General features: G+C 32.9%; 26 protein-coding genes and 1 pseudogene. 19 read left to right on the plus strand and 8 right to left on the minus strand.

The window, feature by feature from the left end; genetic code table 11:
* Positions 1-109 precede the first annotated feature (109 nt).
* Positions 110-550, plus strand: coding sequence for a GyrI-like domain-containing protein (locus tag JM172_RS17440; protein ID WP_214483660.1), 441 nt, complete (start codon positions 110-112; stop codon positions 548-550).
* A gap of 291 nt (positions 551-841) precedes the next feature.
* Positions 842-1,174: a hypothetical protein gene (locus JM172_RS17445; protein WP_250886741.1), complete on the plus strand. Its 333-nt coding sequence runs from the start codon at positions 842-844 to the stop codon at positions 1,172-1,174.
* Between the two features lie 285 nt (positions 1,175-1,459).
* Here the strand turns inward: JM172_RS17445 and JM172_RS17450 are convergent, their stop codons facing one another.
* Complete coding sequence (locus JM172_RS17450) at positions 1,460-1,651, minus strand: YbxH family protein (protein WP_214483661.1); 192 nt, start codon at positions 1,649-1,651, stop codon at positions 1,460-1,462.
* Between the two features lie 731 nt (positions 1,652-2,382).
* Between JM172_RS17450 and JM172_RS17455 the strand changes: the two genes are divergently transcribed.
* Positions 2,383-3,330 (plus strand): serine hydrolase domain-containing protein, encoded by a 948-nt coding sequence (locus JM172_RS17455; RefSeq protein ID WP_214483662.1) that lies wholly within the window; start codon positions 2,383-2,385, stop codon positions 3,328-3,330.
* A 465-nt stretch (positions 3,331-3,795) separates the two neighbouring features.
* Here JM172_RS17455 and JM172_RS17460 read toward each other — a convergent pair whose 3' ends face one another.
* Genes JM172_RS17460 through JM172_RS17470 form a run of 3 tightly spaced genes read right to left on the minus strand, consistent with a single transcriptional unit; the run spans position 3,796 to position 6,796 of the window.
* Positions 3,796-4,695 carry a glycine betaine ABC transporter substrate-binding protein gene (locus JM172_RS17460; protein ID WP_214483663.1) on the minus strand — a complete coding sequence of 300 codons (900 nt, stop codon included), beginning with the start codon at positions 4,693-4,695 and terminating at the stop codon, positions 3,796-3,798.
* Positions 4,695-5,567: an ABC transporter permease gene (locus JM172_RS17465; RefSeq protein ID WP_214483664.1), complete on the minus strand. Its 873-nt coding sequence runs from the start codon at positions 5,565-5,567 to the stop codon at positions 4,695-4,697. The genes JM172_RS17460 and JM172_RS17465 overlap by 1 nt, the downstream gene beginning before the upstream one ends.
* A gap of 23 nt (positions 5,568-5,590) precedes the next feature.
* Positions 5,591-6,796: a quaternary amine ABC transporter ATP-binding protein gene (locus JM172_RS17470; RefSeq protein WP_214483665.1), complete on the minus strand. Its 1,206-nt coding sequence runs from the start codon at positions 6,794-6,796 to the stop codon at positions 5,591-5,593.
* Between the two features lie 266 nt (positions 6,797-7,062).
* Here JM172_RS17470 and JM172_RS17475 point away from each other — a divergent pair, with 266 nt between their 5' ends.
* The 3 genes from JM172_RS17475 (at position 7,063) to JM172_RS17485 (ending at position 10,137) form a co-directional block, all read left to right on the plus strand.
* Positions 7,063-7,596: a GbsR/MarR family transcriptional regulator gene (locus JM172_RS17475; protein WP_214483666.1), complete on the plus strand. Its 534-nt coding sequence runs from the start codon at positions 7,063-7,065 to the stop codon at positions 7,594-7,596.
* Positions 7,597-8,166: 570 nt separating this feature from the next.
* A complete protein-coding gene (locus JM172_RS17480) occupies positions 8,167-9,063 on the plus strand; it encodes an AraC family transcriptional regulator (RefSeq protein WP_214483667.1) in 897 nt (298 codons plus the stop codon).
* A 192-nt stretch (positions 9,064-9,255) separates the two neighbouring features.
* The gene (locus JM172_RS17485; protein WP_214483668.1) at positions 9,256-10,137 is read left to right on the plus strand and encodes an alpha/beta hydrolase family protein; all 882 of its coding nucleotides are present in this window, start codon (positions 9,256-9,258) and stop codon (positions 10,135-10,137) included.
* Between the two features lie 211 nt (positions 10,138-10,348).
* On the opposite strand, the gene JM172_RS17490 is transcribed toward JM172_RS17485, so the two are convergent.
* Positions 10,349-10,612 (minus strand): hypothetical protein, encoded by a 264-nt coding sequence (locus tag JM172_RS17490; protein ID WP_214483669.1) that lies wholly within the window; start codon positions 10,610-10,612, stop codon positions 10,349-10,351.
* Positions 10,613-10,981: 369 nt separating this feature from the next.
* Here JM172_RS17490 and JM172_RS17495 point away from each other — a divergent pair, with 369 nt between their 5' ends.
* Both JM172_RS17495 and JM172_RS17500 read left to right on the plus strand, forming a co-directional pair.
* A complete protein-coding gene (locus tag JM172_RS17495) occupies positions 10,982-11,182 on the plus strand; it encodes a hypothetical protein (protein ID WP_214483670.1) in 201 nt (66 codons plus the stop codon).
* A 145-nt stretch (positions 11,183-11,327) separates the two neighbouring features.
* Positions 11,328-11,711, plus strand: a complete 384-nt coding sequence (locus JM172_RS17500; protein WP_214483671.1) for a VOC family protein — start codon at positions 11,328-11,330, stop codon at positions 11,709-11,711.
* A 284-nt stretch (positions 11,712-11,995) separates the two neighbouring features.
* On the opposite strand, the gene JM172_RS17505 is transcribed toward JM172_RS17500, so the two are convergent.
* Positions 11,996-12,640, minus strand: coding sequence for a hypothetical protein (locus JM172_RS17505; protein WP_214483672.1), 645 nt, complete (start codon positions 12,638-12,640; stop codon positions 11,996-11,998).
* A 479-nt stretch (positions 12,641-13,119) separates the two neighbouring features.
* Here JM172_RS17505 and JM172_RS17510 point away from each other — a divergent pair, with 479 nt between their 5' ends.
* The 4 genes from JM172_RS17510 (at position 13,120) to JM172_RS17525 (ending at position 15,861) form a co-directional block, all read left to right on the plus strand.
* Positions 13,120-13,299, plus strand: a complete 180-nt coding sequence (locus JM172_RS17510; protein ID WP_214483673.1) for a hypothetical protein — start codon at positions 13,120-13,122, stop codon at positions 13,297-13,299.
* A gap of 183 nt (positions 13,300-13,482) precedes the next feature.
* The gene (locus JM172_RS17515; protein ID WP_214483674.1) at positions 13,483-14,115 is read left to right on the plus strand and encodes a LysE family translocator; all 633 of its coding nucleotides are present in this window, start codon (positions 13,483-13,485) and stop codon (positions 14,113-14,115) included.
* A 272-nt stretch (positions 14,116-14,387) separates the two neighbouring features.
* On the plus strand, positions 14,388-14,837 hold the full coding sequence (locus JM172_RS17520; RefSeq protein WP_214483675.1) for a hypothetical protein: 450 nt from the start codon (positions 14,388-14,390) through the stop codon (positions 14,835-14,837).
* Between the two features lie 466 nt (positions 14,838-15,303).
* Entirely contained in the window at positions 15,304-15,861 is a 558-nt protein-coding gene (locus tag JM172_RS17525; protein ID WP_214483676.1) for an isochorismatase family protein, read from the plus strand.
* 528 nt (positions 15,862-16,389) lie between these two features.
* On the opposite strand, the gene JM172_RS17530 is transcribed toward JM172_RS17525, so the two are convergent.
* A complete protein-coding gene (locus JM172_RS17530) occupies positions 16,390-17,427 on the minus strand; it encodes an MBL fold metallo-hydrolase (RefSeq protein ID WP_214483677.1) in 1,038 nt (345 codons plus the stop codon).
* Positions 17,428-18,123: 696 nt separating this feature from the next.
* Here JM172_RS17530 and JM172_RS17535 point away from each other — a divergent pair.
* From JM172_RS17535 to JM172_RS17550, 4 genes and pseudogenes are all read left to right on the plus strand, one after another.
* On the plus strand, positions 18,124-18,279 hold the full coding sequence (locus tag JM172_RS17535; RefSeq protein ID WP_214483678.1) for a hypothetical protein: 156 nt from the start codon (positions 18,124-18,126) through the stop codon (positions 18,277-18,279).
* Between the two features lie 91 nt (positions 18,280-18,370).
* On the plus strand, positions 18,371-18,919 hold the full coding sequence (locus JM172_RS17540; protein WP_214483679.1) for a GNAT family N-acetyltransferase: 549 nt from the start codon (positions 18,371-18,373) through the stop codon (positions 18,917-18,919).
* Between the two features lie 211 nt (positions 18,920-19,130).
* Positions 19,131-19,404: pseudogene (locus JM172_RS17545) on the plus strand (HIT domain-containing protein).
* Positions 19,405-19,673: 269 nt separating this feature from the next.
* Entirely contained in the window at positions 19,674-20,036 is a 363-nt protein-coding gene (locus JM172_RS17550; RefSeq protein ID WP_214483680.1) for a hypothetical protein, read from the plus strand.
* 352 nt (positions 20,037-20,388) lie between these two features.
* Here JM172_RS17550 and JM172_RS17555 read toward each other — a convergent pair whose 3' ends face one another.
* On the minus strand, positions 20,389-20,838 hold the full coding sequence (locus JM172_RS17555; protein WP_214483681.1) for an S-Ena type endospore appendage: 450 nt from the start codon (positions 20,836-20,838) through the stop codon (positions 20,389-20,391).
* A gap of 281 nt (positions 20,839-21,119) precedes the next feature.
* On the opposite strand from JM172_RS17555, the gene JM172_RS17560 reads away from it, so the two are divergent.
* From JM172_RS17560 to JM172_RS17570, 3 genes are all read left to right on the plus strand, one after another.
* Positions 21,120-21,500 (plus strand): RrF2 family transcriptional regulator, encoded by a 381-nt coding sequence (locus JM172_RS17560; protein WP_214483682.1) that lies wholly within the window; start codon positions 21,120-21,122, stop codon positions 21,498-21,500.
* 255 nt (positions 21,501-21,755) lie between these two features.
* Complete coding sequence (locus JM172_RS17565; protein ID WP_214483683.1) at positions 21,756-22,616, plus strand: class I SAM-dependent methyltransferase; 861 nt, start codon at positions 21,756-21,758, stop codon at positions 22,614-22,616.
* Between the two features lie 68 nt (positions 22,617-22,684).
* A complete protein-coding gene (locus JM172_RS17570) occupies positions 22,685-23,584 on the plus strand; it encodes an NAD(P)/FAD-dependent oxidoreductase (protein ID WP_214483684.1) in 900 nt (299 codons plus the stop codon).
* The last annotated feature ends 1,028 nt before the right edge of the window (positions 23,585-24,612 follow it).

The raw sequence follows: 24,612 nt of genomic DNA on the forward strand, positions 1-24,612 counted from the left end.
TGACATTAAACTAACTTCAAGGTTTAGGATATACATATGGTAATAAAAACCTATTATTACCTACTACCAGTAAATGGACTCTAAAATTATATAATCAGGGGGAGAAAATATGGAATTTAAAAAGCTTGAAAAAACATTTAAAATTGTCGGAATGAAAAATAAAGGAGAATTCAAAAACTTTGGAAATGAAGTACCGATGAATGCTCAGAAATTTATGAGTAGGGTAGACGAAATCTCGAACCACACTGGAACAGAGATCGCTCTCTTTGAGCCTAAAAAGGGCGATGACCATCTTGAAGGAGAATATTATGTAGGAATTATTGTGTCGGAGTCTATATCAGAACTTCCTTCAGACATGGAATATATTGAAGTAAAGGATGAATTCGTTGTAACGAGAGGGAGTATCATGGAAGTCGGTGAACTTCATTCTAAATTAGGAGAATGGGCTAAAGAACAAGGGTATCATAATAAACAAGGTTCATACATAATAGAAACTTATCATCCTGTAGAAAACGGTGAAGAAGTAGAAATCTATATACCCATCAGCTAGTTACAAAAGAAGCACATTAGGTATGGAAATATGATGGATGCTTACTAACAATCTGGCGCTAATCTAAAATAGAGATTAGCGTTTGCCATTAAAGAAGTTAGCATGAATTTATTTTAGCTTCTATATTATTTCTATAGTTAAGCCTTCAACCGTCAAAGAAGTAAGTATTGTGTCATTTTTAAGCGTTTGTTTTGTAGATTAATATATGCTTTCTCTACCAAAAATTTACTAATGACAATTCAATTTTAATATTATAAGATTGAGCAAACTATTCATATCATGGAGGAAAGTATGTTTGCTACAGTAATGTGGTCAATTTATTTGATCTTTCTAGCAGCTTCATTGATTGTTTTTTTATACGTGGAGAAGCTTAAAACCAAAAGGCAAAAACTTGATTTAGTAATGCACATTATCACTTTTATCGGGTTATTCGGTTATGTGTACAATGTTCAAATGTTAACTCCTTTTATTTGGATGATAATATTTGTATGTGCATTAATATGGGGGATAACAGGAATCGTTTTTCCTCCAGGTTATATAAAAAAACTATCAATTATAGAAAGTATTTTTGGAGTATTAATCAGTATTCCTCTTTATTATGGTTTGTATCAATATGCATTTTAAAGCCATGTAACCATTCTTAATGATTGGATACACAGGTGCCAAGTACATAGTATGTATTACATTATAAAGCGATATGACATCCAATTAAGGAATGACCATAGACCGTAATGCTCGAAAATAACGAGAAAATAAAATCAATTCTTTAATCGGTAATCTTATAGCTAAATAATGTAATAGTGCCAGAGATTCGATCCCACTACATAGCGCATTTCTAGAGAAAGAAATGCGCTTTTCTTAATGAATTGGGCAAGTGAAACGCAAGGTAGAAGAAAGAATGTAAGGTAATCAGATTCCTCGCTCTTCACAATATTTATCAACTAGCTGTTCAATTTGATCAAGCTCTGGATATTTACCAGAAAAGGAAAATTTGACTTCATCAATAAACTCCCCTTTGTTATATACGTGAATTGCTCCATTTTTCTCAATTAAACTATATTCAGGTTCAAATCTATATCCATTCCGGTCTATTGCACCCATATGTCATAACCAGCTCCTTAAATGTAAGTTAACCTCTGCATTTATTATTGCACGCATGATAAGTTAATAATCTCAAATTTTTCTGTCCATTCTTAGTTAATCGAAAATGCCAACTAGAACTTTAAACCAAATAACTAATTGATGAAATCTGTGATCACATTAGAATAGTAAGTTTTTCAAATAAAGCAATACGGTGCTTTTCTCTATGGATGAGTCTATATATTGGAATTTGTTAAATTAACTTACCGAAAAAGGAATTAGGTTGATCTATCTCTTTTAATAAAGAAAGGAGAGAATTCATTGAATAGCATAAAGAAAAATTTGAATTTTCTATAAAACCGGTTTACAAATTCCATAAAATACAATATCATGTAAATTATTAGAATTGATAAGGAGGCTCTTCAAAATGGTAAACATAAAACTTACTTCAACGAATTTAATAAAATACTTTGAAGGCCCTCTAACGGAAGTTTTGTATTAATCTTTTTTGCATGTTTAAGCCATAGAGAGGCTCTCTATGGCTTTTTGTTAAGATGGATTTACTTTAGTTTACAAATAAACTAAAGTATTGCGATCTAGTATTATGTATTGTGAAACACATCTCTTTAATACTAGAAATAACTAAAAAGACCATAGCTGGTCTTTTTTTATTTTGTACACACAAAGACATAAATAGAAAAGAAAACATCATTCACAATGATTTCTTTGTAAAGGTAAAGGAGTTTTGGAAAATGAATCGAGATCAATTAAATAAGGAATTGAGGAAGAAGAAAATAAACGCTGTTTACATTACTCATGAGGGAAAGAATATATATGAATATTATAAAAACAAAAAACAAAAGGAGAAACTTCATAAAATAAACTCATGTACAAAAAGTGTCATATCTATCTTGATGGGTATTGCGCTAGATAAAGGATACTTAGATTCAATACATTTGCCTGTATATCAATTTTTTCCTGAACTTTTTGAAGCTCAGGAAGACAAGAGAAAAATGGACATAACCATACATCATCTATTAACTATGTCCGATGGACTGCATTTCCCAGAGTTTGGTGAATGGAATTGTTTTGCTCCAATGACATATCATGACGATATTGTTAAGTTTGTAATTGACCGCCCAATGGTACACTATCCTGGAAAACATATGAACTATAATTCAGGTTGTTCCCACGTTTTATCAGCAATAATACAAAAAGTAACAAAGATGAAAACAGAGGATTTCGCTAATGAACATTTATTTAAACCGTTAGGAATTCAACAATACCATTGGTATGCTGATAAAATGAAAATTAACAAAGGTGCTGACGGACTTATTTTGAAAATTGAAGACATGTCGAAGATCGGGCTATTAGTGTTGCAAAATGGTACGTTTAATGGAAAGAAAATCGTATCCTCACAGTGGATAAAAGAAGCTACAACTCCACACTTATGTACATATGATTACATTGGACATTATGGGATGCACTGGTGGGTGAATAAATTAGACGAGGAACAAGAATTTTCATATGATAATACTTTTTACTTCGCACTAGGTTTTGGAGGGCAATATATAATTATTTCTCCACCAATAAATCTTGTAGTTACAATAGCTAGTGAGACGTATGATGATAGTTTCAAGCCAATGAAAATTATTCGTAATATCGTGTTAGACAATAAATTGGGAGTAAATGAAATCTAAAATAGATGGCATGAATGCCTAACACGGAGAAACAAATATCATTATGATAAACAATGATTAATAAATCGCTTAGTTCTAAGGTAAACTTAGCTTACTATTGGATTACATGAAAATGTTATTTACAACTTGGCGCATTTTTATAAATAATACTGAAAAGCGTCTTTAATTATATTGAGGTACATTTCTTTACAGAAATAAGTATTCTATTAGTTCATAGTTTATTGAACAAAGATGTCGAAGTTATAAGTAGAGGATGTGGCGCCTTTAGAATTTCCTATTACTTTTTCAAGATATTTGATAGAACGGTATACACCATCTTTTATACCTAGATTAAAACTACTTTCATAAAGCATTGATTAACACAAAAGCATCTAATGGAAAATAATTTATTTTTCATTAGATGCTTTACTTTTATGAGGACTGATTGGACAGCCTCTTTCACTTAGTATATTGGTACATTATTTCTTATTTTTTTAAATCTTCAATAGAATCAATATCCATGTAGGCAGGTACAACTAGCCCAATTTTCGTTCCCTCTAGATTTGCTCCTAAATCTTCGAAGTCACCTTCATACTTATTGTAGTAGTCCTCATGAGTTGATGGTAACCATCCAGCTACATGAGCATCTACACTACCATCTGCAACACCCGTCCACATAGGTCCAGCTTCCACTTGACGTAAGGTTACATCATACCCTGCATCGGATAAAACTTTACTAACAACATTGGTACTAGCAATTTCACTAGCCCAAGCAACATAGGCAATCTCAATTTCATCACCATCAACAGGTTTTATACCCTCAGTCCATTTTTCTACATTTTCTTTATTTTCCTCAACCCATTTAGAAGCAGCTTCCTCTGGTTTCATACCTTCCTCAATCATCACCATTACGTTTTCCATATCTTCTGAAGTCCAATTAAATTGGTCAAGAATTTGATAAGCAACTGGATGATCTTCTTTAAGGCCAGTTCTTACAATTGTATGAATAGATTCAGCTTCACCATATATTCCCTTAGGGTCTTCTAGGTATTTTAGATCAAACTTAGAGAACTTCCAATGTGGTGTCCAACCAGTGACGATGATAGGTTCTTCTTTTTCGTAAGCTTTTTTCAAAGCGGCGGTCATGGCTGCCCCAGAGCCTTCAATTAAATCCCAGTCTTCAAGTTCATATTGCTCAATTACCTCAGCTGTGGATTTCATCAATCCAGCTCCTGGATCAATACCCACAATTTCAAAGTCAACACTTTCTCCTACTGAAGATGCTGCATTCTCTTCAGTTTTATCTTTGTCATCTGCACCTCCACAAGCGGCTAAGCTTGCGATCACGGTAACAGCTAGTAAAAATAGAGACCATTTTTTAAACATTACATTCTTCCTCCTTGTTTGTTTTTTCCTATATTTTGGGTTAATCTATCAAGGATAATAGCAATAATAACAATAGATATTCCTGCTTCAAAGCCCATCCCTGTTTGAATTTGTGTAACAGCTCGATAGACTTCAGCTCCTAATCCGGGAGCTCCTACCATCGAAGAAATGACAACCATTGATAAAGATAACATGATACTCTGATTCACTCCCGCCATGATGGTTGGCATTGCTAATGGTAATTGTACTTTCAATAATCGTTGCCTTGTAGTAGAACCAAAGGCGTGTGTGGCTTCAATTAAATCATTTGGAACCTGCTTAATTCCTAGAGTAGTTAGTCGAATGGCAGGTGGCATAGCAAAAATAACAGAAGCCACAATCCCTGGGACCACACCAATATTAAAGAAAAATATAGCAGGTATTAAATATACAAATGCAGGCATCGTTTGCATTAAATCTAATATTGGGGTAATAACTCTATTTACTGTATTGTTTTGCGAGGCCCAAATTCCTATGGGAATCCCAACGATGATGGAGATCGCAACAGATGTGAGGACGAGAGAGAGAGTTTCCAACATCTCAGCCCAATATCCTAAGTTATCAATAAGTAATAGTCCAAATAAAGTAAATATCCCTAGTTTCCAGTTTCCAATTTTCCATGCAAATAAAGTAAAAATGAGCATGAGGAGGAAGGTACTTATAGCTTCATTTCCTCCAATATTTACGAAGTCTAGTTCAAGTACTTGTACAATTGCATCCACAAGCCATTCTAGCCCTTCTGATAGAGCTTCAAAAAAACCTTCGAAATGATTGGTTAGCCATTCGACTGTTACATCTACCCAATCAGCTAAAGGCAATCTAGGCATTTTCATAGGCAATCGCCTCCTTATAAAAGCTAGTGCTCACTGTTTATGTGTTCATCGTTACCTGCAAGTCCTCCAAGGACTGCTCCTCGGATAAGAATGCCAGAAATAACATTCTCCTCGTTTACTACAGCCATAGGTAAGCTAGTTGTAGCCATAAGCTCCAACACATTAGTTAGTAGCGTCTCTTTAGATACAGTAGAAATATCCTTTATTAAAATGTCCTCGAGATGCTGATTTTTTTCAATTGCTTTTAGGGCTGCATCAGCTGTGACAACGCCAAGTAAATGTTTCTTTTTATCTACAACAAAGATTGTGGAAATGCTCCTATCTTTCATTAGTTGTAGAGCAACACGAGGACCTTTATCTAGTTGAACCGTTTCAGGTGACTTCATCACATGTCCTGCTGTAAGAACTTTAGATAGATCAACATCCTCGACAAATCGTTCAACATATCGATTGGCTGGATTCATTAGAATTTCCTCTGGAGAACCAATTTGAACAATATTCCCATCTTTCATCAGAGCTATTCTGTCACCAATACGTAAAGCCTCATCTAAGTCATGAGTAATGAATATAATGGTTTTATTCATGCTAGATTGTAAGCTTAAAAGCTCGTCCTGCATCTCTTTTCTAATTAAAGGGTCAAGCGCACTGAAAGCTTCATCCATTAAGAGAATATCTGGATCATTTGCTAAAGCACGAGCTAAGCCTACACGTTGTTGCATTCCACCGCTCAATTGAGAAGGGTATTGATTCTCATATCCTTCTAGTCCAACGAGTCGAAGTGACTCAAGAGCTTTTTCTTTCCTTTCAGATTTACTTATCCCTTGTACCTCTAGACCGTACTCTGTATTTTGTAAAATTGTTCTATGAGGAAAGAGAGCAAATTTTTGAAAGACCATACTCATTTTTTTTCGACGAATACCTAGTAATTTGTCTTTAGGCATGCTTACTAAATCATCTTTATAAATGTAAATATTTCCACTTGTCGGTTCAATTAGTCTGTTAAGCAATCGAATGAGAGTTGATTTCCCACTCCCTGATAAACCCATAATGACAAAAATTTCACCTTTATATACATCAAAATTAGCTGAATTAACACCAACAGTAGCACCTGTATTTTTAAGGATGTCTTGTTTAGATTTTCCTTCCTTTAGCATGTCTAAAGCCTTTTTGTAGTTCTTCCCAAATACTTTTGTCAATTCTTTTACTGTTAAGATTGTTTCTTGAGCCATGCTCGTACACCTCTTATCTCAAATGTCCACTCTCTTATCTCTACCCAACAGTTTATATTGTATGCAACCATAAGTTTGATTACAAAGCGGATAAGGGAGTGTACAGCGTCATAAACTACGTACAGAATAGACTGTACAAACTGACCGTAGAGTACCTTACAATTCCTCTCATATTGTTTGAAATCCTTAGTATTTCGTTTCTTTACAATGTAAGAATAAATGAGTAGTCTATAATTACAACAACTTGGAATAGGGAGCGAATTGTTATGGACAAGGAAGAGAGACTTATAAAAGCGAGAGAACGAGTAATTGATTCTATTGCAAAAAATATGTCCTTATATGGTGTAACTCCATCAATTGGCAGGTTATATGGTTTGCTATTCTTTCAAAATGAACCTATGACGTTAGATGAGATGAAAGAAGCGCTAGGTATGAGTAAGACGAGTATGAGTACTTCAGTTCGTACATTAATGGATTTGAAAATGGTTGATAAAGTGTGGAAAAAAGGATCAAGAAAGGATCAATATGTAGTTGAAGACGATTGGTATCAGACCTTTATAGATTACTTTTCCATTCAGTGGAGACATGCAACTATGATTAATATACAAGCAATTGAGAAGTCTAAAAATGAAATAGAAGATATCTTATTAAGTAACGATATTGATGAGCAAATAAAGGTAGTAATTGAACAGGATTTAAACAAGCTTAATAAAGCGTTACAGTACTATGAATGGTTAAACCATCTCATTGATAACCTTGAGTCTCACAATATATTTGAGTGGATACCTAAACCAGATTAGAAAGACCGTGAAAATACCTTACTTAGATTGGTTTGGGATAATGTTTGTTCATATTACAACACTCCAGAGTGAGAAGATAAATGATGGATAATGACTAGTAGCCGGCTAATGAATCTGGCAAATTACAGGAGATGAAATGGAGGTGAATGCTCTTTGTCAATAATATTGGAGCATTGTTCGGTAAGAAGTCTTTCTCGTTTAAATAAGGTATATCCAGCTCCCTTATTTAAAAATATTTATAAATTAGAAAAGACCGCTAAATTATTTATAATTACTGTTTCTTGTAATAGGAGCTTGCTATTAGCAAGAAAGCTGCTTAAACGTATATTCCCACATTAAGCCCCCTACTTTTATATATCATCATATTTTATAGTACTTTTCAAATCTAGTTCGAAAGATTAAAAGAAATTTATGATTGCTGTTCCTCTTTACAAAAATTTACATAAACGCCCTCTTAAATTAACAAACTCTTTTTCAATATTTCCTGCTTCAAATACAAAAGCAAAAAACGTCAAGAAATCTCAAACTGAAAGAGATAGAATTAAACAAGAGAGGAGAGTTAAACTACCAATGGGATATCATTATTCGATTCAGAAAGTGATTGAATATATTGAGTTAAACCTACAAAATGACTTAACACTTGAAGAGCTAGCTAATAAAGCTAACTTTTCAATCTATCATTTTCATAGAGTATTCCATACGTTGGTAGGAGCATCGGTAATGGAGTACGTTAGAAAAAGGAGGTTAGTGCAAGCGGCTAATAAAATTTCCTGTACAGATATTCGAGTAATTGATGTTGCTCTGGAAAATGGATTTAGGTCCCATGAAACCTTTACACGTTCTTTCAAAAAATTATTTAAAATGACACCTAGCGAATATAGAAAACGACGTATTAAAACACATTTATATCCAAAGGCAAATGTGCTGCAGCGTCGATATAATCCCTACTTAGGTGGAATTGAAATGGATTTTCGTATTATTAAAAAACCTGAATATAAAGTGGTTGGTTATGAGCTAAGAACGACGATAGATGATGGAAGGAATTTTAAAGAAATTCCACATTTTTGGAAGGTATATAAAGAGCGAAATTTAGGTGCGAAGATACAAAATTGTATTCATAGTGACAAAATGGTTGAGTTAGGCATTTGTACAGATTTTAATATAGAAACTGGAGAATTTTTATATATAATCGGAGCAGAAGTATATGATTTTGATCAAGTGGAGGAAGGTCAAACTTCTAGAATATTTCCAGAAACAGAGTTTGCTGTTTTTACTACACCAAAAGTAAAACCAGCAGATTTTAGTAAATCAATTCAAGAAACTTGGCGCGTAATATATGAAGAATGGTTCCCACACTCTGGTTATGAACATGCAGGTACTACCGAGTTTAGTGAGAGATGTAATATAAATTCCCAAAATTTATTACAAAATAATATTTATGTTCCTATAAAAAAGGTATCGTTTTAAGTCAATTAATGATACTCAACTACAACTCTAAGTATGTCTTATTTAAATAGGAATTCAATCTGTGGAATAGATCATTGCTACTTATAAAATATTGTTTGGTGTTTTTTTGTTATAAAGGAAATAGGAGTATAGATAGTTCATTGCATTGGGATATAGCGGAATATAATTCTATATTATTAGGAGCTGAATTTTATGAATGAAGAATGGTTTGCTGGTTATAAAAGAGTCGAGCTTACTGACGAACAATTAGATATAACATTTTCAATATTTGTTATGTATCCAACGAGTATTCCTGAAAAAGTGGATAACATTGGACCATATCAATTGCATATTTCAAGTAATGCTAAGCCTCAAGCAGGTGTGTTCAAATTGGTGTTGATATCTCATGGCACCGGTGGTTCACCTTTAGTTTATCGAACGATTGCTTCCTATTTGGCTCGCAAAGGATTTGTTGTAGGAATGATTGAGCACCCATTTAACAATATAAACGACAATACATTAGAAGGTACTGTAGATAACCTAACGATTAGGCCAAAGCATATTTCTATGGCAATCGATTGGTTCTTTAATAATGAAAATTTCTCAAAAATTTTAAAACCAGATTCTGTTTCAGTTATCGGACATTCTATGGGAGGGTACACAGCATTAGCTGCAGCAGGAGGAGTACCAACTTCTTTTCCATATGAATCTTCTGATGGAAAAGTTCATCTTGTTAATGTTACACCTGATTATAGAATTAAATCTTTAGTTCTGCTAGCACCAGCTTCAGTCTGGTTTAAAGATAAGGGTGCTTTGGATGACATAAACATCCCTATATTGATGTATGTAGGGGAGAAAGATCAAATTACACCTTCTTTTCATGCAGACATTATATTGAATGGGATACCTGACAGTACAACGATCCTACATAAAATTGTTAAAAATGCAGGACATTTTTCGTTTCTTAGCCCATTTCCAAAAGGAATGACAAATACATCGTTTCCTCCATCACAAGACCCACCTGGATTAAATAGAGAGCAGTTCCATCATGACTTAAATGAAGAAATTACAGAATTTTTATTTGAAAATCTATAATAAAAATAATGACATTTTTAAAATACACTGAGAATGGTGAATGTACTAGCCCATGGTTATTCATGATACAAGAATGTTGTAGAGCTAGAATAATAGCAATCGAAAATTGATTGGTTGAACTCATAATCCGTAGGACCTTTTATAAAACATAATAGAGTGGAAAGAACCTGTAGGAAAGGTAGAAAATCCTTTAATGGCCTTGTTATATTTTCTACTGGTTATTTTTCTCGTACTCAACCTCTTCTTGTTCTTTGACTTTCTTAACTAATTTATAATAAACATGATGATCAATAAAGCTTATTATGGAAATAAGAAAAGCATACGGACCTATTACTCTTCTAATAGGAGTGTCTAACACGTACAACACGATTACTGACACGCTACCTATTAATACAACATAATTCAGAATCGACATCCCCCAATATTTACGGTCTGATAACTTCATTAACATTATTATTGTTTTGTTTTCTAACATAAAAAATACTTCCTTTCCAGATTCTCTTGCTATAATTCTACCACTAGTATTTTTATATTTAATCAGTTGCTTCAACATGTTTTACTATAAACCTGAAATTAACAAAAGTGTTTTTTATGTCCATATTTTGTAAAAAGGGATTGCTTAAGTACTAAACATTTGAAATAATCGGTGTTAAGTGTTGATTATTGTGTTTCGTTTAAGAAGCAAAACTTAACGTACACAACTTGAGTTCGTGGCATCTATTCTTCCATACAACTATACCTAACAATTTAAAGCCACTTTTTATAGTACTAATTTAATTACAATAGCAATAATGTTTACGAAATGAGCTTTTAATGAATACACTCGGTTGTAAGGGAGATATTTATGATTAGAAGAAAAGAATTTACAGCTAAAGAATATATAGACACATCTTTAGTTTACTTTATTATATCGGGAGTAATGCTTTTAGGAATGCTATTTGCTATCTTAATTGAAGGTCTCGATAAAAGTGTCATACCCCTACTTCTTTTGATAATAACATCTTTTATAGGGGGAGTTTTATACAGAAGGAAAGGGAAAAAATAAAGTTTGTAACGTGTATGGCTATATAAACTATTGTCATATAATTTAGTATTAAGAAGGATAAATGTTATCGAATTATCATCAAATCAAGTGTAATTTTATCAAATTGGAATATTATGTTCTTTGTAGACAAGGGAGGCTGCCAAGTATGAAAATCGTTGTTACGAGTATATTTGTGCAAGATCAAGACAAGGCACTAGATTTTTATTCAGTAAAGCTTGGGTTTGTAAAAAAGGAGGACGTTCCTGCCGGGAAATTTAGGTGGATAACGCTCGTTTCTCCCGATGATCAGGACGGTACAGAGCTTTCACTCGAACCGAATGACCATCCTGCCGCTAAAGAGTATCAAGAGAAGATATTTGCCGATGGCATCCCAGCAACAATGTTTGGTGTTACAGATATTCAAAGAGAGTACAAACGATTAATGGAAAAAGGTGTGAAGTTTTCTATGGAGCCGACAGCCATGGGTGAAGTCACAATAGCTATCTTCAATGATACATGTGGCAACCTCATTCAGTTAGTGCAGAAGTAACTTATTACTAACTAAATTTGTTACTATCATTCCATATAGCTGTCATTTTACTAAAGAAAATATGGCAGAAAATCTAGTTGTTTTCGTGTTTATTTATTCGTACGAAAAACAACCCCTTCATCAATACGGAGCCTTTCTCGAAGAGGCTTCTTTTTTCATTGAAAGGGCCATTATTTAATTTCTTAGGAATTATAAACACTAGTGTTTAAAATAATCCTTATTGAGTAAAGAACTGAACCACTATATTCGTAAACTTAATGTGTATGTTGTTACGGAAATCTTTACTAAGGTTGAGGTACAATATCTTTTGTTAGGTAAGCATCAAACGTAACCCCAAGATTTTCACCAACTGTAAATGGAGTTAGATTAATTTTAAAATACCCACTAGCACCTATTTCAATATTGAAACCAACCATGGTCGTTGAAGACTGCATGTCTAGTTGTGCTACGCCATCACTATTACTAAATTGTTGATCCTTTTGTACTTGGTTTCTTACGAGACGTACATCTGCACCTTCTAAAGGCTTTCTTTGTGCCAACAAATCATCTACGGTTTTAATTCTATTTGGCGCACTTAATGAGTAAACTGTGATTTTGGTAGTGTTAGTTTGATTAAGTATTAAATCAAGGTTCGGTGGCACTGAGATAATAGGTGTTGTGAAGTTCAGTGTAACCGTAACACCTTCCATATCATTCGTAGCAAAGCTAGTTCCACTAGGGGGATGAAATGTGGGAAAAGTAGTTACTGTATTCACACTTTGACCGAGACCGTTGGCAGTAGCTCGTCCAAATCCGTTGGAATCTGTAGTTAATGAATTTATCGAAACCGAAGGGTTATCTGTCGTAGTCACCACTTGAACGCCTTGAAGAGGCATAAGGTTGCCCTTATTATCTTTTCCAAAAGTATAGACTTGTAGAGCATCTGACATAATTTCACCTCATTTCTTTTAAAATTGTACAAATATTAATGAAGGATATTTCACCTAATAATGATAATTTAAGAATATTAAACGATGTAATAAATATTACAACTGAGACTCTTGTTATATTCTAAGAAACTAGTAAAATGACCTGGATCGATAGAATGGGTAAATGGTGAAATATAATATTGTGAGTGATGTAATAAATTTTACTCTTCAACAGTATATGTTGGCTTAGCTTTCTCGTTCGGGAAAATCGGTAATTATCTCGTAGAACATAAATTTTTGCTTGAAAATATGAAAAATAATACAATTATCTTTGGCAAATTAGGTATAACCTGAAATGAAAATGATTTAGGTTACAAGGAGCTGAAAATAGACCTTTTTATTTGTGAAAAAGGAAAGAGCTGACTATCAAAATATTAGATTTACATAAATGGAAAAATTTGATAATATATCCAGAGGAAAATAATAGGAGGATGGTAATGATGTCAAAGGGACTTATTGGAAAAATCCTCATCCTATTAGGATGGATCATAATTGGGATAAAGGCTGTATATTATCAAGAAGAACTATTCCGTTATATTTTTATTGGGGCTGCAATAGTGATGTTTATTATGGGAAGTATACTTATTCCAACTTACTCAAATAAAAATGAAGATATATAAACGAAGTTAAATAGTTGTTTAAAATATTACAACCGTAGTAGAGTACAGGAAGAACAGAAGGAGGAAAGTCTAATAGAGAAGCAGCTTTCTTTATGACTGTTTATTTTCTTTGACTAGAATGATGTCATTATTTATAATTAAGCAGATATTTCCAACTATTAATATATTGAAAGGAGAAATTTTATGGTTAGCATTGGGAGTTTATTAGCTTTTACATTGGTTTCACTTGGTATTGTATGTTCTCCGGGTCCTAACATGATTTATCTTATTTCTCGTTCTATTACTCAAGGACGAATTGCAGGAATCATCTCTCTTTTAGGTGTTATGCTTGGATTTGTGATTTACTTAGTTGCGACATTACTCGGACTTGCTTCATTATTTAGTGCAGTTCCCTTTATTTATGAATTCGTCAAATGGGCAGGTGTTGCTTACCTACTTTGGCTTGCTTGGAATTCATTTAATGCAAAGACTTCAATTTTAACCCCGCAAACCCTTTCTATTGAGTCGCCGAGAAAATTGTTTCTAATGGGATTCATGACTAATTTACTAAATCCTAAAATTGCAATTTTGTATGTATCTTTACTTCCTCAATTTCAAGATCCAGCACAAGGTTCATTACTTCTCCAAGGTGCTACTCTAGGTCTTACGCAACTTATAATTAGTTTTATCGTTAATCTGCTCATTGTTTTAACAGCTAGTAAAATAGCTGTATGGTTTTCAACACGTCCTACATGGCAAAAGGTTCAACGGTGGTTCATGGGTAGTGTGTTAACTGGTTTAGCAGGACACCTAGCTTTTGAACGAGTAGGTAAATAAATAGTTGTTATTAAACAATAAGCACTTTTATGGAACAAATCAGAAAAGTGTTTATTTGCGAATATGGCAAAATACCAACATTCACTCATTACTATTAAGCTTTCAACTGTAAGAGAAGTGAGGGTATTGTAATTTAGTTCTTATTGTGTGGGTATTCATTTACAATCACTGCCTGTTATTTTAATAAAAATATAGACAAATAATGTACTATTCATATGTGATAGTGTGATAACTAATATTTAATATAAAAGACTAAAAAGGAGGAAGATGTAATGCACTCAAAATTGTACTTTGCTGTACCCCTGTATAGGGAGAAAAACTCAGATGTAGCAATCCCTATATCTTATGATTACTGGATACCTCTAATTACATACTTTTCAGCACAAAGTAATACGGTTGAAATACATTGTTGGAATGTGGAAAAGAAAACTATAAAGGAATTGGTGTCAATAAAAGGTACTAATATAAAACACGTACTAGACGAGATCACCATTTTACAAACTGAATTACATCCTCATCTGGTAAACTATCTGTTATCCGATTACTTGGATAACATGGGGAGAGTGAAATGGTTTTCTCTCTTTTTTTATAATGATGAAACTAAATGCTTTAACTCAGGACATTGGGGAACAGAATTTTTTGTTCATAGTACAAACAAAGACGAAGTCCATAAACTCCGTACCATTATGCCAAATGATACTATTTTTCATGAAGACATTTAGAAGATTTGTGGATTAAACCACTTTATACTGACTCTACATAAACTATGTGTTTCAGTGTAGTAACTAAACTAACTAGGAATTATAGTGTATAGAGTATGAATAATCAAAGCCTAGTGAGTGGATTGAGAGTTGGGATTTATGCAAGAGATCGTAGTGAATATTATTTCGTAAACTTTTGCGAACGTTTATTATATCTTTTGGGAAAGTGTATAAAAGCGGCTTTCTGAAAAAATCTATTATGGAATATCTTTAACAAAATGATAAAAATGAATTTTTTGAAGTATCGTTGTAAAAGAAATTGTGTTAATATTTAGTTGCCTAAATATTATGAAAAATAATGAGACAATACTTTGTTAAGGAGGTAGATATGATGACTAACAAAAAATATATTGACGTAAACAAAACTACAGGGGATACGTCTAATTAACTATATAGCGTTTCCCCAAATTTGAAAGGGGAAAATCACTTGAATCAAGTATTATTAATTATTGATGCTCAACAAGAACTAATTGATGGGAATCAAGAAGAAAGTGCGGTTTTTAATAAAAAGCAACTTATTAGCAATATCAATTTAGTTATAGAAAAAACAAAAATATCCGGAGTTCCAGTAGTCTTTGTAAGGGATCAGGATGTTGCTGAAGGTAAAGGAAAAGGGTTTCAAATTCACGATGATATAAATGTACCTGCAAATGCAAAGGTTTTCGATAAAGCTGCTACGAATTCATTTCATGGGACAGGACTTTTAAATCATTTAAGGTCTCAAGAAATTGAGCATGTTGTTATTATGGGCTGTGCAACACAGCACTGTATAGATAGTGCTGTAAGAACAGCAACTATTAGTGGTTTGGATGTCACATTAGTCGGTGACGGACATTCAACAACGGATAGTGATGTTTTAAGAGCAGAAGATATTATAAATCACCATAATAAAACTCTCCATGGTCATTACAATGTTGAACACTTTTCAATGGTTAGAAATGCTGAAGAAGACTTATTTCAACCAACACATGATTCATACAGATAAATAAAAAATTGCAACACACATGTGTAATAATAATGATATAAACTTATAACAAATGCTCATTTGAATCAAAGTTTGTACCATTTTGAATAAAATAATGTATACATCCACATAAAAAGAGCCCTTTTGATCAAGCTTTATCAAAAGGGGTTCTTTTTGTTATTTTGATACGAAATGATTATTGAGTTGATTAGTTTTTAAAGTAAATGTTATTCCACAAGTATGGTACTTGAATCGGATATACGAGTTTTAACAACTTTACTATTATATTTTTAATGCTGTAAAGCAGTTTATATGTAAGTAATTATATTAACCTCGTAAATGAATTTAGACGAGGTTAATAATTGTATCGGAGGAACGAAATTTAACAACTAACGTCATTCAATAATATGAGTATTCATTAAGGAACACTACACGTATCAATTCGTTCATGTAGGAGAATCTCACTTATATTGCAGGTGCAGTTCATACCTTTTAAACGCTTAAGAGGAGACGTTTAAAAGGTATGAACATGTGGAAAGAAAATACTATTTATTCAAGTCGTAACATATCAAGTACTTTGGAAATGTGTTGCGATGTATATATATCAGCTCCACCTAGTCGATCAATCCATCTAGGAAGAAGATCGTCATTAGCTACTTTAATTACTTCATTATAATAAACATCCATGACATACCAAGGGTTCTCAAAACCAACTCTTTGACCAATTTCAAATTGACTTACCTCTTGCATAGCAAGTTTAGTAGTTTCAATTATATCTTCGATGTATTCTATTTGAGTTTCTACATCCTCACGTGTGCCTAAGCGAGTAACGTGACCAGAAACTAAAGTGTCAAAGTCATATTCTAATATTTTATAATGCGCATCTATCCACCCTGGAATATTATCAGAAAGAGCTAAATATCGAAACGGTACCCAGCCTGGGAAAACGATATCAACAGCCATTAAAACTTTTTGGTCTGGTACAGAAATAAATATGTTTCCTTCTTGATGATTATCTCCAATGTAATCTAACTGAAGCTTTTTATCTCCAATTGATAACACTTTTTTATCGCCTTTAAAAGTTTGTGTAGGGATAGGGCGGTTAGGGTCTTGTCTTTCTTCTAATATGTTTGCTGTTTCTTCATGCGCAATGATCTTTACATCATCAGGGAACATAGATGCAGCGCCAATATGATCTTGGTGTGCATGACTATAAATGACATATTTTATCGGTTCATCCGTTACTTCTTTGATCGCTGCTAAATACTTATCTCCAAGTGTAGTTGGGGCATCCACTGCTATAACTCCTTTTCCAGTAGTCATAAACATCGTACTGAAAATACCATCCATCACAGCATAAATTCCATCTCCTATTTCCTCGACTAGATACCCTTTATCCATAGGGATCATAGCTCCTTTTGCATTATCAGGAAGTGGGGCTGGATATAACGAACTATCTTCACTTTCTGAACTTTCATCTTGAATTAATTTTTCATTGTTGTCATTAAACCCAGCTGCAAAAGAGCTTCCGATTATACCAAACATTAACAAAAGTGAGAGTAAAGCAACTAAAAAATTTTTTTTCATAATTTACAGCACCTTTCTGTAGTTAAATTTATATTGATAACTGGCCAGTTAAACAATAAAAAATATTATTTATCCTAATTATATATAATCTAATATTATTTATTCTAATAATATTTATCTCAAAACTAGGATAATTTATATAATAGATGATGATTAACACTTTGTCAATATTTAAGTATAGGGGCTTATATGTAGGCGATATGTGTATTAGAAAGAAGAATTTCTTGTAAATTGGCTCATAACGCTAAAATATTTTGGGGCATGTAGGCTGATTCAGTAAAAAATCAAGATTTTAGTCGTGAAAGCTTCTTTATTGGCTACTACACAAATTGTTAAATAAATAATTGAACGATCTTCCAGAACTCTAGTTGTGTACATATTTTATTTCTTAATAAGAAACACAACAATCAATGGGAAAACAGTCATCTTAAATAGCTTCTCTGAAAGAAAAATTTTATTTCACAAAGCGTTATTACAAATGATAAGAAGTATTCGCTTTCAATAAAATGGTGTTAAGCTGAAATAAGACAAGGGTCTTTGTTATTTTAGTAAAATATTTGGTAACAAAAGGTTGCCTAAGTACTAAACATTTGAAATAATTGGTCTTAAGTTAGAGGGCAGAGTTTAGATATAAAGGATGTTTTAAAGAGTGAAGTTATAATTATACAAACCTATTACTAGTAGAGAGGTAAATATATGAAGAAGGTTCTCGACTTTATTAAGAACATGTTTTTAGATGTGTTTGCGTCAGTAAGTGGATTTATTTATGGATTCATAGTAGTAAGTTTAGCTATTGTTGTTATTGTAGCAATAATTTATTTGTTTCTATTCACAAAGAATTTAATTATGTAAAGGTTACATAAACAGACTGTTTCTGCTGTTTCTGCAATAATGTTGAAGATAAGTGTATAACTGACCAAATATAAACTAGAAGGTTGAAAAAATGAAAATATATGAAACTGAACGTTTAGTTTTAAGACAAATAGATAAAACCTTCGTCGAGGAAGTACTTGCCTATTATCAAAGAAATAAGGACTTCTTAGCAGAGTGGGAGGTACAAAGACCTTCTGATTTTTATACTCTAGAGGTTCAAGAAAATAATATAACAAAAGACCTCGAATCTTATAATGAGGGAAATTCTTTTAAGTTGTGGATATTTAAAAAAGCAGATCAAGGCTATGCTAGAGTTATAGGCTGTATTTCTTTTAGTGTAATTGTTCGTGGGATACTGCAGTCTTGTATTCTTGGCTACAAAATAGATAAAGATGAAATAAATCAAGGGTTTATTACTGAAGCTTTAGAAAAGGCCATTAAAGTGGTGTTCGAAGACTTTGGCTTAAATCGTATTGAAGCACCTATTATCCCAAGGAATAAAGGGTCAATTCAAGTAGTAAAGAAATTAGGCTTTGAATATGAAGGTTTGTCTCGAAAAATGATGAAAGTAAATGGTGTATGGGAAGATCACATGCGATGGGCAGTAGTAAACGAATAACGGGAAGTTCTGATTGGGTCAAAAGAGGTATGCAAGCTAAGTAATCTGCAAAATGGCTCAAAAGAATTGAACAACAATGGACTGTTGATCAGTCCATTTTTTTGATCTTTAATCAATTATAAGGAAGGGTTGAATAAGAAAAAACAATTGGCCCCTATAACAAATACTAAATTGGTGTAATATTGTAATTAGATAAAATTCTAGGAGATTTATGATGACGGAAGATTTTTATTGCGATGAGGTATTAAGTGGTAAAACTCTAGTGAATAAAGTATTGGAAACTAATAATGTTCTAGCTTATTATCATACAAGGCCTTTCACATATTGTAGCCATACCCAAAAGGCACATCTCTTCTTTAATTACATTTGAAGAAGATGATAATGAGTTATTACTTGAAATGTTCGATGTAATAAAACAGGTTGCTTCGAAAGTTACTGAGGAACATGGTGCTTGCAGAGTAATGACTAATCTAGGAGATTACTAAGATTATAAACATCTTCATTGGCACATAATATCTGGAGATCCTATAAAATAGTGTACGCTGAAATGGATAAATGGGGCTAAGGTATAGTAAACACAAGTAATTGATTGATGCATTGAAAACATAATAGAAATGATATCTATCCAAATTCAAATAATAAACTATGCTTCTGAAATATATATAAGCATAGTTTTTTTATTTCTATATATAAGTCCAAGCTATTCTCTCATTAATGAATATTATGAACTATAAAGGTTGAAGGAGGTGTATAAATGTCCAAAGGAAAAGTACGAACTACTGGTGTCTTGTACCGAGAAGTCGGTGCTGATAATGGACATACTGAAATTCTAAATCGTGGTGAAGAAGAATGTACAATTAGAGCTACAGCATTTGATTGGGATGAATTAAATCAACCATCAATAATTAAAGAAGAGACAATAATGATTCCTCCAGGAACTCGTAGAACATTTGATTTTGATATGACTCGACACGCTGAACTCGTGATCGAAACCGAGAATAAATGTAAATGTATGTGTGTATTTGCAAACCTGTATTTTCGTGACAAAGATAACTGTACGGTAGGTACACCTGTATATAACAATGATTTCGTAGAAGTACCATGTGATTGTTACTAATCAGAAGTTTATTATTAATAATCTTATAAATAGGCTCTTTTCGTAAAATTTGCAATTGACCTGCTACGAATACTTGGTTTATACGTATTTAGTTCTTAGTACGAAAAGCAACAATCAATGCGAAAACAGCCTATAAATATGTAAACTCTCTCTGTTTCTTCGTGAAGAGAGGAAACAGGGAGAGAGTGTGATAATTTTATGATGTACTTTATATTAGGTATATCAATATAGTTTTAAGCTTGTATTTATGTGATAGGTCAAATAAATCATATTTAAGAAACTCATAATTAGTGAGTAAGAAAGTTCCATTTCTTCATATGTAAAAAAATGAAACTGTTAATATTTTGTATAATCAGGTTAGGATTCTTCTAACACCTAGGGGAGTGGCAGTTACACAGCTATCTACTATTGTAAAGAAATAATTACCTACACAACAGCTATCCATCCCATTACCATTACATATAATTTCTATTTGAGTTACATTCTTAAATACGAAGCTCCTACTATTCCCTCTCCCTATAGAATCTGGGTTACATGCTCTCCCAATACTAAAAGGGATGTCGTTTCCATTTGAGGTAACAACTACATTGACTCCACAATCAGATTCAGGAGCTACTTCGATACTTCCATTCAAAGTTGGTGCAATCCCTTCATTTATAAAGAAAACAGTCTCCTGCTGCCCACAAGACATATTAAAATTACCAAAGAATTCTCCAGCCGAGACGGGACAATTACAGCATGCAGCACTTGTCTCTTTGGTGACACTTTTTCCACAACATGGTGTAGTCTTATATGTGCTCATTACTTCAACTCTATTCTATACTTGATTTTATGAAACATTATATGTCTTAATATAGTTGATTGTGTGAGAAATGAGCATAAAAACCATAGATGGTGCGTGATTGAAGAAGTATACACCCCGATAGTTTATTGACAAAAACCTACTAGATTAGTGTAATTTGAAAGTGTGTTAGTGAGCAAAATAAAGTAGAGTATCCTAAATTGACATCAAAATAAGTTTAAATTATAATCGTTATTAAAGACCTTTTAAGTCTGTAATCATTGTTAAAGTGAGGTTGGAAAATGAAATTTTCAAAAGCAACAAGTCACGCTTTGCATACGATGTTATACTTAGCCACAATAAATGCTAATAAACCTGTTGGAGTACAAGTTCTTGCCGAGAAATTAAATGTTTCCCCGACATATTTATCGAAAATATTAACGAAACTTGTTAAGGAAGGCATGGTTACTTCTGCATCTGGAGCTAATGGAGGATATTCATTGTCTCATGGGTGGGAATCAATTTCTTTTCTCGATATAATTGATGCAATTGAAGGAAGATCTTCATTATTTGATTGTTATGATCATGGACCTGAATGTCCGATACAAAAAGTCATGTTAAGTTCAGAAGAAAAAATGGAAGAAGAATTAAGAAAGCGTAAAATTTCTGACTTAATTAAATAAAGGTTTTTATCATATACTTTGTTGCTATTGTTTCTAAAAGAAGAATAGATGTCGTAATTCTCAACAGTCATCGATTTATAGAAGAAAGTCAGGAAAACTTGTTTTATACGTGTTTATATTGTTGTACAAAAACACAATTCAATACGAAAGTAGCTTAAATAAAACAACAGTCAACGTTGTTTTATAATCTAATTACGGATATAAAATGTCTTTAATGTCATTGAATTTAAAGTTAAATGGAAGGAGTGATCATAATTGAGAAGAGACTTATTTAATCAGAAAACATGGGAGTCTGCTTGGGAAAATGATCCTAATACAAATGTGAAAATAATGCAAAGGTTGGGGCAGGTGGGATCTTATAATACAGAAGGCTTCAGAAAATGGGCTAAGTCTTATGATGAAATGTCGTTCAGTGATGAAGGTAGACAACGAAGCAATAGAATTTTATCATGGATTGAACAACAAGGTGTTAGCTTTGAGGGGATATCTGTGTTAGACATAGGAGCAGCATCTGGTGTGTTTAGCATTTCTATGGCAAGAAAAGGAGCAGAGGTTACAACTATCGAACCCTCTTCAGACTTAGCTACTATGTTAGCGGAACATGCAAAAAAACATTCTGTTCAAGTAAATATCATTCAAAAGCCGTTTGAGGATTTTGTGGAAGACAATAATAAACAATCCTTTGATCTCGTCTTTTCATCTATGTGTCCGGCTATAAGCAATTGGAATATAGTTGAAAAAGCACTTGGGTTTGCGAAGAAATATTGTTATATAAGTGGGATGTCTAGTAGAAAAGAAAATCATGTAATGGATGAACTATTACCAATTATAGGTGTAGATTCGCAAGGAATTGGTTCCTCTGATATGGCATATCTTTTACAACTACTTTTTCTAAAAGGTTACTCTTATCAATCTTTAATTGAAAGACATGTGAAAATTGTGGACATAGATATCGAAAACGTCGTAACTAAATTAACAGAATGGTTTGTTGAATACGGAATCCCTTTAGAAGATAAGCTACTAAAAAAATCCGAAGAATATTTACGTGAAACATATACAGGTAAAATCCCTTTAAGAATGGGAGGAAGATTTGGAAAGGTACTTGTTCAACTTTAACTTAATTACGGATATAAAAGGTCTTTAATAATTGTTATAAAAATAAAAACAGAAAAGGATGAGTCAAAATGAATATTTTTGATTGTATTGTTATCGGTGGAGGAGCTGCTGGGTTAAGTACTAGTTTAACTTTAGGTAGGGCAAGAAGAAATATTGGTTTGTTTGATGATGGAACCAATAGGAATAGAGTCACTCAAGAATCACATGGGTTTATAACTAGAGACGGAACGAAACCACATGAATTTAGAGAAATAGGGTTAAAAGAATTAGAGAAGTATTCTGCAATATCTTACTTTAATACAAAGATTACGGAGATAATTAAAGATAATGGAAAATTTATTGTTAGGACCGAAGACGATAAAGAATTTATTGCGGAAAAAATCGTCTTAGCCACTGGTGTTCAAGAAGTATTTCCTATACCATCTGTTAGAGGTTATTATGGTAAAAGCATTTTTAGTTGCCCATATTGTGATGGCTGGGAGATGAGAGAAAAGCCACTCGTTATTATTGCAGAAGATGAAGAATATATGCTTCATATGACAAAATTAGTTTACAACTGGTCTAAGGATTTAGTTCTGGTAACAAATGGCGTTGAAATAAGTGAAGGTGGAGCCTTAGAACTGCAAAAGCGCCATATACCAATAAAGATGGAGCCAGTTAAAAAATTAATAGGTGCTGATGGGCATTTACATGAAATAGAATTTGAATCAGGAGAAAAGATAGCAAGATCAGGAGGGTTTGTTGTACCTAGGTTTTATCGCCCCATTTCATTTGTTGAACAGCTAGGTTGTGAAATAGACGAAAATGGAGTTGTTGTAACAGATGGAATGGGAAGGACAACTCAAAAAAACATTTATATAGCTGGGGAAACCGAAAAATTGGTCCCTTCATCACTATTGATTTCGGCAGCAGAAGGAAATAAAGCTGCGATCGCTGTAAATACTGATTTAACTGTAGAACGTTTTTGAATATCTTGGAAAAAATATTGCAAAAACAGCCTTATTTAAACGATAGGGGTGTTTTTGCTATTCTATATAATTGGGCTAAATAAACTTAGAATAGTAATGGATAAAAGCTGTTGGTTCGGTTTAGATGATGTACCCCCTAACCTTTATGGGGGGTGAAAATTTGTGTTTGATGGAGCAAATGAAGGAGGATCATTTCAGTCATAAGTATGAGAGAAAAACAAATCTTTTGCTCGGTTTCAGAAAATGGGTATTAGCCTATACTTAAAGTATCAAAACTAAAGGGTGATCACATTGTTAAAAGGTATATTGAAACGCAAACGAAAAAATTCATCTAATGTAGATATATTTAAAGAAATTGAAGAAAGAAAGCAGGAGCTTTTAATGAAATATTACATAAATATTTGATTATAAGAAGCAGCCCCACATACTTAGTAGGGCTGTTTTTTTGAGTCAATATGTTGATTGACTTTTAAAACTCATACCAAATGAACCTTGCTAACAGCTAATATTGAAGATGCAGATAAGCTACTAAAAGTTGTACGAGGGGAAAGGGCTAAATACAACTTAGCCATATATGTACCTCCCTGTTCCGTTCATGAAAGGAGGGTGATCAGGGAGGTTGGCAGAAGGATCTTATAAATTATAGTATGCCATTTATGTATAATGAGCGTGTATTTGTGTACTAGGTAATTTTCATTAATTTTTGCTTTTTTTGATCTTTTTCGTACTTTAAACAGCCCTTATTTATAATCTGATACTATAAACAATAAAACCTCAACTAAATAATTATCTTACATATAGACAGCTGAATCATCCACATTCCCAACTGCTACTGATTCGGATGGGGCATGTGGGTCTGAAGAACAGCTTTAATGGAAGCATTTGATGTAGTTGGTGTGAAATTAATTATTGTTTGTATAAAAGAAAATAGACTCTCATTCTATAAAATGATGAACTGAACCCATAAAGTTAGACATATATATTTAGGCAGCTTCTAAGGCATGCATTCGGTATTGAACCGGACTCAT

Origin of the sequence: Bacillus sp. SM2101 (genome assembly GCF_018588585.1) — a bacterium.
Lineage (GTDB): Bacteria > Bacillota > Bacilli > Bacillales > SM2101 > Nanhaiella > Nanhaiella sioensis.

What these genes read in the sequence shown, in the direction of transcription:
- JM172_RS17440 (WP_214483660.1), top strand. Translation starts at nt 110, where the DNA reads ATGGAATTTAAAAAGCTTGAAAAAACATTTAAAATTGTCGGAATGAAA.
- JM172_RS17495 (WP_214483670.1), top strand. Translation starts at nt 10,982, where the DNA reads ATGATTAGAAGAAAAGAATTTACAGCTAAAGAATATATAGACACATCT.
- JM172_RS17480 (WP_214483667.1), top strand. Translation starts at nt 8,167, where the DNA reads ATGGGATATCATTATTCGATTCAGAAAGTGATTGAATATATTGAGTTA.
- JM172_RS17490 (WP_214483669.1), bottom strand. Translation starts at nt 10,612, where the DNA reads ATGTTAGAAAACAAAACAATAATAATGTTAATGAAGTTATCAGACCGT.
- JM172_RS17535 (WP_214483678.1), top strand. Translation starts at nt 18,124, where the DNA reads ATGAAGAAGGTTCTCGACTTTATTAAGAACATGTTTTTAGATGTGTTT.
- JM172_RS17515 (WP_214483674.1), top strand. Translation starts at nt 13,483, where the DNA reads ATGGTTAGCATTGGGAGTTTATTAGCTTTTACATTGGTTTCACTTGGT.
- JM172_RS17500 (WP_214483671.1), top strand. Translation starts at nt 11,328, where the DNA reads ATGAAAATCGTTGTTACGAGTATATTTGTGCAAGATCAAGACAAGGCA.
- JM172_RS17475 (WP_214483666.1), top strand. Translation starts at nt 7,063, where the DNA reads ATGGACAAGGAAGAGAGACTTATAAAAGCGAGAGAACGAGTAATTGAT.
- JM172_RS17540 (WP_214483679.1), top strand. Translation starts at nt 18,371, where the DNA reads ATGAAAATATATGAAACTGAACGTTTAGTTTTAAGACAAATAGATAAA.
- JM172_RS17465 (WP_214483664.1), bottom strand. Translation starts at nt 5,567, where the DNA reads ATGAAAATGCCTAGATTGCCTTTAGCTGATTGGGTAGATGTAACAGTC.
- JM172_RS17445 (WP_250886741.1), top strand. Translation starts at nt 842, where the DNA reads ATGTTTGCTACAGTAATGTGGTCAATTTATTTGATCTTTCTAGCAGCT.
- JM172_RS17570 (WP_214483684.1), top strand. Translation starts at nt 22,685, where the DNA reads ATGAATATTTTTGATTGTATTGTTATCGGTGGAGGAGCTGCTGGGTTA.
- JM172_RS17505 (WP_214483672.1), bottom strand. Translation starts at nt 12,640, where the DNA reads ATGTCAGATGCTCTACAAGTCTATACTTTTGGAAAAGATAATAAGGGC.
- JM172_RS17555 (WP_214483681.1), bottom strand. Translation starts at nt 20,838, where the DNA reads ATGAGCACATATAAGACTACACCATGTTGTGGAAAAAGTGTCACCAAA.
- JM172_RS17470 (WP_214483665.1), bottom strand. Translation starts at nt 6,796, where the DNA reads ATGGCTCAAGAAACAATCTTAACAGTAAAAGAATTGACAAAAGTATTT.
- JM172_RS17510 (WP_214483673.1), top strand. Translation starts at nt 13,120, where the DNA reads ATGTCAAAGGGACTTATTGGAAAAATCCTCATCCTATTAGGATGGATC.
- JM172_RS17455 (WP_214483662.1), top strand. Translation starts at nt 2,383, where the DNA reads ATGAATCGAGATCAATTAAATAAGGAATTGAGGAAGAAGAAAATAAAC.
- JM172_RS17550 (WP_214483680.1), top strand. Translation starts at nt 19,674, where the DNA reads ATGTCCAAAGGAAAAGTACGAACTACTGGTGTCTTGTACCGAGAAGTC.
- JM172_RS17460 (WP_214483663.1), bottom strand. Translation starts at nt 4,695, where the DNA reads ATGTTTAAAAAATGGTCTCTATTTTTACTAGCTGTTACCGTGATCGCA.
- JM172_RS17560 (WP_214483682.1), top strand. Translation starts at nt 21,120, where the DNA reads ATGAAATTTTCAAAAGCAACAAGTCACGCTTTGCATACGATGTTATAC.
- JM172_RS17520 (WP_214483675.1), top strand. Translation starts at nt 14,388, where the DNA reads ATGCACTCAAAATTGTACTTTGCTGTACCCCTGTATAGGGAGAAAAAC.
- JM172_RS17450 (WP_214483661.1), bottom strand. Translation starts at nt 1,651, where the DNA reads ATGGGTGCAATAGACCGGAATGGATATAGATTTGAACCTGAATATAGT.
- JM172_RS17530 (WP_214483677.1), bottom strand. Translation starts at nt 17,427, where the DNA reads ATGAAAAAAAATTTTTTAGTTGCTTTACTCTCACTTTTGTTAATGTTT.
- JM172_RS17485 (WP_214483668.1), top strand. Translation starts at nt 9,256, where the DNA reads ATGAATGAAGAATGGTTTGCTGGTTATAAAAGAGTCGAGCTTACTGAC.